This is a genomic window from Nocardia sp. N2S4-5 (assembly GCF_044628355.1).
GTDB classification, from domain to species: domain Bacteria; phylum Actinomycetota; class Actinomycetes; order Mycobacteriales; family Mycobacteriaceae; genus Nocardia; species Nocardia wallacei_B.
The window spans coordinates 5,148,112-5,159,565 of sequence record NZ_JBIUPM010000001.1; the positions used below are offsets into that span (position 1 = coordinate 5,148,112).

The 11,454-nt window shown below is 69.3% G+C and carries 7 protein-coding genes; 3 read left to right on the forward strand and 4 right to left on the reverse strand.

Annotated elements, in window-relative coordinates:
- Positions 1-2: 2 nt before the first annotated feature.
- Positions 3-620 (forward strand): TetR/AcrR family transcriptional regulator, encoded by a 618-nt coding sequence (locus tag ACFMRZ_RS23625; RefSeq protein WP_400180787.1) that lies wholly within the window; start codon positions 3-5, stop codon positions 618-620.
- 286 nt (positions 621-906) lie between these two features.
- Here ACFMRZ_RS23625 and ACFMRZ_RS23630 read toward each other — a convergent pair whose 3' ends face one another.
- Genes ACFMRZ_RS23630 through ACFMRZ_RS23645 form a run of 4 tightly spaced genes read right to left on the reverse strand, consistent with a single transcriptional unit; the run spans position 907 to position 8,613 of the window.
- Entirely contained in the window at positions 907-5,532 is a 4,626-nt protein-coding gene (locus ACFMRZ_RS23630) for an MMPL family transporter (RefSeq protein ID WP_400180788.1), read from the reverse strand.
- Positions 5,532-6,275 carry an NYN domain-containing protein gene (locus ACFMRZ_RS23635; RefSeq protein ID WP_280274117.1) on the reverse strand — a complete coding sequence of 248 codons (744 nt, stop codon included), beginning with the start codon at positions 6,273-6,275 and terminating at the stop codon, positions 5,532-5,534. Before ACFMRZ_RS23635 ends, ACFMRZ_RS23630 begins: the two co-directional genes overlap by 1 nt.
- Complete coding sequence (trmB, locus tag ACFMRZ_RS23640) at positions 6,272-7,111, reverse strand: tRNA (guanosine(46)-N7)-methyltransferase TrmB (protein ID WP_400180789.1); 840 nt, start codon at positions 7,109-7,111, stop codon at positions 6,272-6,274. The genes ACFMRZ_RS23635 and trmB overlap by 4 nt, the downstream gene beginning before the upstream one ends.
- Before the next feature lie 59 nt (positions 7,112-7,170).
- Positions 7,171-8,613, reverse strand: coding sequence for a lipase family protein (locus ACFMRZ_RS23645; protein ID WP_400180790.1), 1,443 nt, complete (start codon positions 8,611-8,613; stop codon positions 7,171-7,173).
- A gap of 682 nt (positions 8,614-9,295) precedes the next feature.
- Between ACFMRZ_RS23645 and ACFMRZ_RS23650 the strand changes: the two genes are divergently transcribed.
- Entirely contained in the window at positions 9,296-10,081 is a 786-nt protein-coding gene (locus ACFMRZ_RS23650; RefSeq protein WP_400180791.1) for an SDR family oxidoreductase, read from the forward strand.
- Between the two features lie 115 nt (positions 10,082-10,196).
- The gene (locus ACFMRZ_RS23655; RefSeq protein ID WP_400180792.1) at positions 10,197-11,333 is read left to right on the forward strand and encodes a GTPase domain-containing protein; all 1,137 of its coding nucleotides are present in this window, start codon (positions 10,197-10,199) and stop codon (positions 11,331-11,333) included.
- The last annotated feature ends 121 nt before the right edge of the window (positions 11,334-11,454 follow it).

Below are 11,454 nucleotides of genomic sequence, written 5' to 3' on the forward strand. Positions count from 1 at the left end.
CCGTGGCAGGGTTGCGTGAGCGGAAGAAGCAGGCCACGCGCGAGGCACTGCGCGCGGCGGCACTGCGGCTGGCCATGGAACGCGGACCGGACAATGTGCGCGTGGACGACATCGCCGAGGCGGCCGGTGTCTCGCCGCGCACCTACAACAACTACTTCTCCAGCCGCGAACAGGCGATCGTCGCGGCCGTCACCGCCGAACGCGAGGAACGAGTCGCGGCAGCCGTCGCCGCCCGCCCGCCCGAGGTCCCCCTTGCCGAGGCCGTCATCGAAGCGATCGTGGAGCAGTACACCGCCCCCGCCGACACCGCCCGGGAGGCACTACTCCTGATCACCCGCACCCCCGCCCTACGCGAAGCCTTCCTCCGAACCACCACTGTGATCACCGAACCGCTGACCGCCGTAATAGCCACCCGCCTCGACGACCCCACCGGCCTCACCTCTCGCGTACTGGCGGCCGGGGTCGCTGCTGCCATCCGCATCGCCCTCGAACAGTGGGTTCAGCCCGCGAGCGGCAGTCTGGTGGTGGTATCCGGGTCGCTCGCTGATCTCTTGCGTTCCGCCCTCATGCCCCTCACTCCGGCCCTCGACGCGGCCGAACGGCAAGCAGCATCGAAATAATCGCCTTGACCCACAATGTGATTCGCGCTGAGCCCGAACTCGGGGGCTGGGTGTGGTGACGGGCTGGGATCGCACGGCCGGACCGATAACCGATCGCGTGGAGTGATCGCCCGCTGGCATGCTGAGCCTGGACGGAAGTGCCCGCAAGGGTTCTGGACTTGCGGGTACCTCCGGGGGTCGTACGCGTGGCGACGGATGGGCGGAGCGTCATCGATATCGCGCGCGAGGTCGTGGCCGCTACCGGGTGGGCCGGGATATCCGGCCCGTAGTGCGACCGCGGCGGGGGTCAGTCCCGGTTCTGGCGGCGGAGCAATTCGTTCACGCTGACCGTGCGGCCCGCGCCGCCGGAGTGCTTGCCCTCGTCCGGGTCCGGGTGTTCGGGGCGGCGACGGGAGGAGCGGAGGTCGGCCATCCAGCGTTCGATGGTGTTGCGCTCGGAGTCGTCCGGCGGGTTGTCGGCAGGGGCGTCCGGCGCTTCGCTCGGGTTCGCCGATTGCTCTGGCGCGCTGGGGGACTGATCCGCCACACCGTAGTCCTGGTGCTCGGGAGCCGCATACGACTGCTCGGGCGCGGTGTATGCGCCGGGCGCACTGTATCCCTGCTGGGATGCGGAGTAGGCCTCGCTGGAGGCACCGTACCCAGGCGAGGTGCTGGACTCGTCGGCCGAACGGTACCCATGCTCGGACTCGTCTGAGGCACCGTAGTCCTGTGCCGGCGCGGAGTAGGTCTCGCGGGGAGACCCATGATCCTGTTGGAAGGCGGTGCGGGACTCGCCGAAGACGCCGGAACTCTGCTCGGACGCGATGTTGGGTTCGCCAGACGCACCGTAATGCTGTTCGGCTGCGGTGTTGGGTTCGCCGGAGGGACTGTAGCTCTGCTCGGTCGCGTGGCTGGGTTCGCCGGCGGCGCCGTATCGCTGTTCGGTTGCGTTGTTGGGCTCGGCGGCACCGTAGCGCTGTTCGGTGGCGGTGTCGGGCTCGGCGGCACCGTAGCGCTGTTCGGTGGCGGTGTCGGGCTCGGCGGCGGAACCATAGCCCTGTTCAGGTGCGGGGTAGGGCTCGCTGGTGCCTTGGCTCTGCTGGCGTGAGTAAGGCTCGTCGGCCGCGTTGTAGTCCTGGCTGGGGGCCGGGTAGGGCTCGCTGGTTGCGCTGTAGGCCTGGTGGGAATCGGCGAACGACGTGCCGGGCGGGCCGTAGGGCTGTTGGGGTGCGGCGTAGGGCTTTTCGGTTGTCTCGTAGGACTGTTCGGATGCTTCGTAAGCGCCGTCGGTCGGGCTGTAGGTGCGCTCGGGAGCGGGGTACAGCTTCCCGGGTGTGGTGTGCGACGACTCGGGCGAACCATAGGGATCCCCTGCTGGCCGGTACGGCTGTTCCGGGGCGGAAGCGTTTCCGAGTGAGTCGTAGGTGTCTTCCGCCGCTTCGGACTCGCCGTAGGACTGTTCCGACATCGGAGAAGCCTGTTCAGGCGCGGTGAAATTCCGCTCGAAGGCGCGCGACTGTTCAGGTGCGGCGTAAGGCTTTTCGGACGTGCGGTAAGGCAGTTCCGGCGTTGCGGAAGGCTGCTCGGGTGCCGTGAACTTGCGCTCGGAGGCAGGGAACGGATGTTCCGGTCCGGCGTAAGGGTTTACCGAGGAGCCGTAGGTCTCTTCCGTTGCGCCGGAAGACTGCTCAGGTTCCGTGAACTTCCGTTCCGAGGAAGGGAACGACTGCTCTGTTCCGGGATACGCCTGCTCTTGGGCCGGCGCGGAATCCTTTGTCGGCGAAGCGGTCTCGTGGCCGGGGCTCGACTGGAACAGTTGCGCGCGGCTGGCGGGATGCGGCGCTACGTTCGGCTGGGGCGGCAGCACCCGGGGTGTGGTGCCTACCGGTGCGGTGGGTTGCGTCGGCTCACCGGGCGCGGCGGGCTTCGCCGGTTCGGTAGGCCGAGTCTGGTCCTGCGACCGGATTGTCCGTGGCGGCAGCGGGGGCCGCGCCGTCTGCGGCGTCGAGATGGAGGGCGTCGACACCGAGGGAGTCGACACGGAAGGCACCGAGGCCGAGGGCGGCTCCGGAATCGGCCCGGAAAGCGGCGGCCGAATCGGCGTCGGAGCAGCGGGCCTCGACGGCGTTGTCTCCGTGGAGGATCGGGGCGAGTCCGGGGGCGTCGGCGCGGAGGGCCGCGTACGGACGGGGGTCGTCGGCATGCCCTCGGAGCGTGGAGTCACGCCGATTACGCCCGACTGGGGTTCGATGGCGCGCGGTAGTTTCAGGTTGGTCTGCGGAGTGGTCTGCGGCGCGAACGGGCCCGGCTGCGGGCCGCGGCTCTCTTGTCGCGGCGTGGTCGGATTCTGTTGCGTCGTACCCGAATCCGGCGACGCGGAGCGCTCGTCCGGAGCATCTCCGGCCGAATCGTCGTGCTCGGTACCGAGATTCAGCAGCGACCTGGCACCGGACGACTGCGGCGTGGAGTCGGATGGCAATGCGGTGGCACCGGCCGAGCCGCTACCCGAATCCTCCTGCCCCGCATCAGAACCGGAGAGATTGCCGGTATCCCCCGGCCGCCCCGGCTCGGTCCGGATTTCCCCGAGCCGCTGCGTCGGCGCTTCGCCGTCCACACCGCCGATGAACCGCGCGCGCTTGGGCTTCTTCTTGCGCGCGGGTTTGGCCGGAGTGCCGTCGGCCAGCACGGGGATCTGCAGCGTCACCGGATCGGTGACCGGAGTGGTCTTCACCAGGTCGACCAGCTCGTCGGTGCCCGGACGCTCGTCGTCGAGAATGGGCTCGCCGAGACCGATCTTCTGCTGGATCTTCTTCATCCACTTCGGCGCCCACCAGCAGTCGTCACCGAGCAGTTTCATGGTCGCCGGCACCAACAGCATGCGCAGCACGGTCGCGTCGATGAACAGCGCGGCGATCATGCCGTAGGCGATGTACTGCATCATCACCAGGTCGGAGAACGCGAACGCGCCCGTCACCACCAGCAGGATCAGCGCGGCCGCGGTGATGATGCGGCCGGTCTGGGCGGTGCCGATCCGGACCGCCTCGGTGGTACTCGCCCCCATCGTGCGCGCTTCGACCATGCGGGAGAGTAGGAAAACCTCATAGTCGGTCGACAAGCCGTAGATGATCGCGATGATCAACACGAGCACGGGCGACATGATCGGCTGTGGCGTGAAATTGAGCAGTCCGGCCGCGTGCCCGTCGACGAAGATCCAGGTCAGGATGCCGAGCGTGGAGCCGAGGCCGAGCGCGCTCATCAGCGCGGCCTTGATCGGCAGCACCAGCGAACCGAAGGTCAGGAACATCAGCAGCGTGGTGACCAGCACGACCAGCGCGATCATCAGCGGCATGCGGGACAGCAGCGCGTCGATGCTGTCCTTCTGGATGGCCGGCTGCCCGGTCACCAAGAACTGCATGTCGTCGGGGACCGAGATATTCGTGCGCAGATAGTCGATCGCCTCGTCGGCGGTCGTGGTGTCGGCATCGACCAGTGTCGCCTGCGTGGCCCACACGTTGGAGTCGCCCGGCGGCGAATCCGGCGTCTTGAACTTGGTCGCCAGCCCCGGCGCCTCGTTGGCTTCCTTCAGGATGTTGTAGATGCCGCTGGGGTTGTCGGTGACCATGACCAGTTGCAGCGGGTTGGACCGATACTGCGGGAACAGCTGGTCGAACTGCTCCTGTGCGACGCGGGTCGGATTGTCCGGCGGCAGATAGGTTTCGCTGATACCGCCGAACTTCAGGTCCTTGACCGGAATGATCAACAGCAGCAACAGAATGCACAGCGGGATCGCCACCTTCAGCGGGTGCTTCATCACCCACTGCGTGCTCTTGCCCCAGAAGCCGTTCTCGATCTCCTCGGCGGTCTTGGTCTTGCGGAACCACTTGAGCCCCAGCATGTCCACGCGGCGACCGAGGATGCCGAGCAGTGCGGGCAGCACGGTCAGCGCCGTCAGCGCCGCGAGCAGCACCGTCGCGATGGTGCCGTACGCGACCGACTTGAGGAAGCCCTGCGGGAACAGCAGCATGCCGGCGCTGGCCGCGATGATCATGGTGGCCGACATCGCGACCGTCCGGCCGGCGGTCATCACCGAGCGCCGAACCGCCGAGGCGGTGGTGTACCCCTCGGCCATCTCCTCGCGGAAACGACTGACCATGAACAGGCCGTAATCGATGGCCAGGCCGAGCCCGATCATCGAGACGACCGGACTGACGAACGAGTTCACCTCGGTGAACTTCGTGATCGCCATGACGATGCCGTTCGCGCCGAGCACCGTCAGACCGCCGACGATCAGCGGCAGCGCGGCCGCGACGACACCGCCGAAGATGAAGAACAACAGCACCGCGACCACGGGGATGGCGATGACTTCCATCCGCTTCTGGTCCTGCGCCATGGTGTCGTTGAGCGTGCCGGAGACCGCCTGCATGCCCGCGACCTGGACCTCCACGCCGGGGATGTCGAAAACATCCTTGATCTCGCGGAAGTTGTTCACCATCTCGGTGTCGTTGGAGCCCTTGACGGCGAGGGTGGCGAAGGTGCTCTTCTTGTCCGGGGAGGCGACGCCCGTCGTCGTCCACTGGGCGCCGCCGGTGGCCCGCCAGTACGCGACGTTGACCTTGTCGATCTGATCCGGATATTGCTTCGGCAGGTTGATCAGGCTGTCGGTGATCTTCTGGCTGAACTCGGGATCGTCGACTGTCTTCCCGTCCGGCGCGGTGTACAGCAGAATCACGTCGCCGGTGTGGTCGCGGCCGTACGCCTCGTCCTTCAGCTGCGCGGCCTGCGTCGACTGCGAGGTCGGGTCGTCCCAGCCGCTGGCGCTGAGGTGTTTCTCGATGCCGAAGCCGAACCCGCCGAGGGCGAGCAGCGCGGCCACGACCGCGGCGAGAACGAGGAAGCGAAATCTGTAGACCAGGTCGCCCCAGCGGGTGAACACTAAGCGACTCCTTGAGCGGGGCGGGAGGTGAGCAGGGCCGACAGCGGCCGGAAGGGCTGCAGCCAGGCTCCCTCTTCGGGCAGCGAGTCGAGGGAGACCCGGGGCAGCGGTTCGCGGAACACACCCGGGATGTCCTCGAGGTCGATGAACTCGAGGATATCGGACGTCACCGCCCAGCTGGCGTGCTCGCGGAATCCCAGTACCTGCACCGGAACTCCGCTCGCCGCGAGCTCCTCGAGCGGCTCGCGGAAGGCTTGGCCGTCGGCGGACGCGACCATGATGCCGGCCAGTCCGGCATTGCGGCGGCGCGTCTCGATATGCGCCAGCATGTCGCTGTCGACGTCGGAATCCTCGTCGATCTTGGGCTTGGCGAAAACCGCGTAGCCCACGTTGCGCAGCGCCTCCACCCACGGGCGGACCACGTCGGCGGTACCGGGCGCGATGTTGGTGAACACCGTCGCCTCCGCCTCGACGCGCTGCACGCTGCCCACCGACAGCTCGGCGGTGCGGGCCAGCAGCCATCTGCCGAGCGCGTCGAAGCGCGGCCGGTACGCCGCGGTGGGCCGGCCACCGAGAATCGCGCCCAGGCCCATATCGAGGTTCGGGGCGTCCCAGACGAGCAGCACCCGGCGCACGTCCGAAGTATTACCCGATCCGGGTGCGCCCGCGTGCCCCTCCGAGGAGGTGCCGTGCATTATTCCGGCAACATCCATGACCTCGTGGGCCATCTCGCTCACGCTCATAAGTCGATCTTCCCCCAAATGAGCTCGGTGATGGCGCTACCGGCACGATGTGCCTTGCTTTCGAACTTGGTCACGGGGCGGTCGAACCCGATCGGCGCGGTCGCTCGGAATCGCTCCGGATCCCCGCCGGTGGCCTCGTTCATGCCGATGAGCTGTGGTTCTTCGGCACCCACCGCGGCGATGTGCTCGGCGTATCCGGCGTGGTCGGTGGCGACGTGCAACACGCCGCCGGTCTTCAGGCGGCCGGCGATCAGCGCCACCGTGTCCGGCTGGAGCAATCGCCGCTTGTGGTGCCGCGCCTTGGGCCACGGATCCGGGAAGAAGACTCGAACGCCCGTGAGCGAATTTTTGGCAATCATGTGTTCGAACACGTCGACCGCGTCGCCGCGCAGCAGCCGGATGTTCTCGATGCGCTCGCGCTCGACACGCTGCACCAGCTGCGCCAAGCCCGGCTTGTAGACCTCGATGCCGATCAGGTCGAACTGCGGTTCGGCCTGTGCCATGGCCGCGGTGGCGGTGCCCGTGCCGCAGCCGATCTCCACGATCAGCGGCGCCTCGCGGCCGAACCAGGCGGCGGCGTCGAGCGGGTCGTCGGACACCTCGCGGCCGATGCGCGGCCATGTCCGCTCCCACGCCTGCTGCTGGGACGGGGTGAGCGCGCCCCGCCGCGAGCGGAAACTGGTGACCCGGGGATACAGGCGCGAGCCGGTCGGGTGGCCGTCGCTCCCGGCTGTGTCGATGCGCCGTCCGCGGGGCCCCTCGTCGTGGCGCAGGCTGCCGCCCACGGGCCCGTCGCTCCCGGCGTTGGGGTTCGCGGCGTCGTTCACGGCGTCCATTGTCCAGTATTCGATGATTAGCGCAGCAATCGACCGCACCGACGGCTGTGGCGCTGCATTCAGGCCGCCAAGGTGTCGGCGCGGCGCAGGACGGGCTCGGACCGCTGGCGCAGCGGCCGGCCGAGGACGACTCGTGTTGCCGTACCTGCCATTTCGAGCAGGCCCCGCCAGCTTGCCGGAGTCGCCAGCACCGACCAGACAGTCCGCGATGTGGTGTCCGTCACCGGGACGCCCGCGATCCGGTCGGCGAGCCAGTTCAGGCTGAGCGGAGTGGAGAGCGGCAGCAGCGAGAAATGGTCGCTGAGACGGTCGCGGAGGTAGATGACGGTGGTGCCGCCGCGGCGGTAGCGGTCGAGCTGGGCCTCGACGCCGTCGGCGTGGATGATGCGGTCGTGCACCGGCTGTGTCACCAGCACCGGGCAGCGCGGGGCGGCGGTGCCCAGGCGCAGGTCGTCGAAGACGGCGCGCATTTCCGGTTCGGCCAGGATCTCCTCCAGCGGGCGGGTCAGGTAGTCGGAGACGTTGCGCCGGGCCAGTGCGCGCAACGCGGCGAGCGGGGTCAGCCGGGCCGCCTGGTCGACCAACTCCTGCCCCTCGGGGGAGAGGTGTTCGTCGAGGATCCGGCCCAGCACCGGATAGATCTTCCGCAGCGCCGCGATCACGATGGCCGGGAAACCGGCGTAGCGGCCGCCGTTGAGCCGCACGAAGACCTGGCCGGGATCGCCGACCGGCGCGCCCATCGCTGCGCCGACGATATCGAGTTCGGGCGCGTAGGTCGGTGCCATCTCCACCAGCCACGAACTGGCCATGCCGCCACCCGAATAGCCCCACACCGCGACCGGCGTGCCGGTGTGCAGGCCGAGGGGTGCGAAGCGCTGGGCCGCGCGGATGCCGTCGAGCGAACGGTAGCCGGGCTCGCGCGGGGCGCCGAAGTGTCCGCTCGGGCCGCCGTGGTCGGCGATGCTCACCGCCCAGCCGCGCCGCAGTGCGTTGGCGACCAGCAGATATTCCAATTGCGTGATGGAGCCGGGCACGAAGGCGCCACGGCGCAGGGCGTAGGACGGCGCGCATTGTTCGCAGACCGCGTCGATGGCCGATTGGAACGCCAGCAGCGGGCGCTCGGTGGTGCCCGGGTCATCGTCGGCGGGCAGCAGCACCGTCGTGACGGCGACTTCGGGGTCGCCGTGCAAATCGGTGCTGCGGTACAGCAGTTGCCAGGCACGGACCCGCTGCGGGATGAGGCCGAACAGCGCGACCTGCACCGGGCGGCTGCGCAGGATCGTGCCGGGGGCGTAGTCGGCCAGGTCGGCGGGTGCGTGGCGGAACGGGTCCTGCGACGGCAGCAGGGGGCGGGTGGTCTCGCGGATGTCCGCGTCGCCGCCGACTCCGGTCCCCCGGCGAGCCGCATCGATGCGGCCGATGGTCCTGACGAATCCGGCGAGCGTGGCGACGCCGGGTATCGCGATGCCGCCGACTCTTTCGACGACGCCGGTGACGGTCATCGCACTCTCCTCACTGTCCCCACGGCCGGCGGCGAGCGCGCGCGATCCCGAGGTCGGCCGACCCCGCCGCCACACCGGCGGACGATCGTTCCAGAATAGGTGACCACCGCCCACACAAACAGCGGATGACCCGCCAATTGTGCTGTGCCACAATGGGAACCATCACAGTGCGGCGGGCCTTCCCGACTTCCGCACAGGCTTCCCAACTGCGACGATACGTTTGCCGCCCGCTGCCCGCCATAGCCGTACCAGGGTCGATGTGAGTGGACACACAGCATCGGTCGGCTGCTCCGATGGGGGCGTGGGATGGATGTGGAGTGGGTGCGGGTGGAGAGGTGCGGCCGTGTGTGGAACGGGCGCGGACGTGGGCGGAACGATGCGGCCGTGCGGGTGCGGGTGCGGGCGGAACGGGCGCGGGCGCGGGTGGAGAGGTGCGGCCGTGTGTGGAACGGGTGCGGACGTGGGCGGAGAGGTGCGGCCGTGTGTGGAACGGGTGCGGACGTGGGCGGAACGATGCGGGTGTGCGGAATGGGTGCGGGTGCGGGCGGAACGGTGCGGGTGCGGGGTGTAGCGGGTGCGGGCGTCGGTGGAATGGGTGCGGGAATGGGGATGGGGTGCGGGAAGCGGGTTTGCGGAGGCTGTTCGGGGCGGGGGTGGGGCGGGGCCGCATATGCTGCGGCGCATGGAGAAACCGGTGGTCTTCGTTACCGGCGCGGCCGCGGGGATCGGGCGTGCGACGGCATTGCTGTTCGCTGCGCGCGGGTATCACGTCGGCGCCTATGACCTCGACGACGCGGGGCTGCGGGAGTTGGCAGGGGAGGTTCGTGCGGCCGGGGGCACGGTCGACGTCGGGGTGCTGGACGTGACGGACGGCGCGCAATGGGCCGAGCGGCTGGGCGAATTCCATTCCCGCACAGGTCGTTTGGATGTTCTGGTGAACAACGCCGGTGTGCTGCGCGCGGGACCGTTCGAAACCATCGACTCGGCAGCGCACCAGCGGATCGTGGCGGTGAATCTGGGCGGCGTCATCGCGGGCACGCAGGCCGCGTTCCCCTACCTGCGGGATACGCCCGGGGCGCAGGTGGTGAACCTGTGCTCGGCCTCGGCGATCTACGGCCAGGCCGAACTCGCGACGTACGGCGCGAGCAAGGCCGCGGTGCGCAACCTCACCGAGGCCCTCGACCTGGAGTGGCGTCGTCACGACATCCGAGTGCTGGCGGTGTGGCCGCTGTTCGTCGCGACCGGAATGCTCGCGGGGGTCCAGACCGGATCGACTCGATCATTGGGTGTGCGGCTGACCGTCGACGATGTGGCCGAAGGGATCTGGCACGCCACCCGGCGACGCGGCCTGCTGCCGCGGGTGCACTACTCGATCGGCGCACAGGCCAAAGTCCTTGCGGCGGCCGGGAAATACGCTCCCAACTGGGTCGTTCGTACCGTCAACGCGCGCATCGCCCGCTCGCGCTGACACGGTGCGCGCGGACCGGGCCGCGAGGCCCGCGCGCATTCCCGGCGAACCCGGCGGTCGATGCCGACAACCGGTTCCGTTTCTGACAGAATTGCGCGGCGGAAGGGGGTTACTCGTGTCGACACCCACCGCATCGGGGCGCGTGAACGATCATGGCGGTCCCGCACCCGAACTCGATCAGCTGATCGCCGGCCTGCGCGTCGGCGCGGGCCACGATCCGCAGATCGCCGACCAGCTCGTGGCCGCCGCGAGCGAGTGGCGTCGCCCGCCGCGCATCCAGGTGACCGGCCGCGCCCGCGCGGGCAAGACGACGCTGCTGCAGGCGCTGGCGCTGATGTCGGCGGTGGAGACCGAACCGGTGGACGAGCCGGGCCGTCCCGATCCCGTACTCGACGGCGATCTCGTGGTGTATGTGGTGTCGGCGTCGCTGCAGGCCGCCGACCGCCGGATCCTGGCCGAACTGCCCCGAGACCGGACGATCGTGGTGCTCAACAAGGCCGACGCGATCGGTTCCCAGTGGTCCGAAGCCGTCACGACCGCCGACCAGATCGCCTACGGCCTCGGCGTGCCGGTCCTGCCGCTGGTCTCCGCGCTGGCGGTGCGCACCCGAGCCGGAACGCCGAGCGACGACGATCTGCGCACGCTGCGTCGCCACGCCGCCAACACCGATCCGAACTTCACCCTGTCGCCGGAACTGTTCACCGCCCCCGCCGCCGGTCCCGACGTGGCCGAGCGCACCGAGGTGCTTCAGCGCTGGGGCTTGTACGGGGTGTCGTGCGCGCTGGCGGCCCTGCGCTATGAGCCGGAACTCGGCCCGCGCGAACTGCTGCAGCTGTTGCACGCGGTCAGCGGTATCGATCCGGTGCACGATCTGCTGCATCGGCGCTACGAGCAGATCGGCGCCCAGCGCGGCGGCGCGTTCCTCGACGAACTCGCTCGCCTGGCCGCGCGCTCGGTACCGGGCGTCTCCGCGAGCGCGACCCGCGGCCGCGACCTGATCGAGGACTACCTCGCCGGCGACGAGGCCCTGTGGCTCGGCCTGCAAGCCGGCCTGGCCTGCCCCGACGTCCAACACCTGGCAACCGGTTACCCGGCCCCGCAACCCGCCGACGCCGACGACGCCCTGGCCCGAGCCCAGCGCTGGCGCGCCGTCGTCGCCAGCGACATGCCCGCACCCGCCCGCCGCGCCGCCGTCCGAGTCCACAACGGCTACGTCCGCATCTGGGAGCGAATGAGCAGTGCCGGCCTCTGACCCCACCCACCCAGCACCCCCCGCCGCCCTACCCCCCGACCCCCAGCCGCCAACACTCCGGCCCGGGGACTCGTCTTCCGCACCAGCGCCTCCCGCCGATTCGCCGGCAGCTGCGCCACCG

Coding starts and splice junctions, on each gene's coding strand:
- ACFMRZ_RS23635 (WP_280274117.1), bottom strand. CDS start 6,275: ATGAGCGTGAGCGAGATGGCCCACGAGGTCATGGATGTTGCCGGAATA.
- trmB (WP_400180789.1), bottom strand. CDS start 7,111: ATGGACGCCGTGAACGACGCCGCGAACCCCAACGCCGGGAGCGACGGG.
- ACFMRZ_RS23645 (WP_400180790.1), bottom strand. CDS start 8,613: ATGACCGTCACCGGCGTCGTCGAAAGAGTCGGCGGCATCGCGATACCC.
- ACFMRZ_RS23650 (WP_400180791.1), top strand. CDS start 9,296: ATGGAGAAACCGGTGGTCTTCGTTACCGGCGCGGCCGCGGGGATCGGG.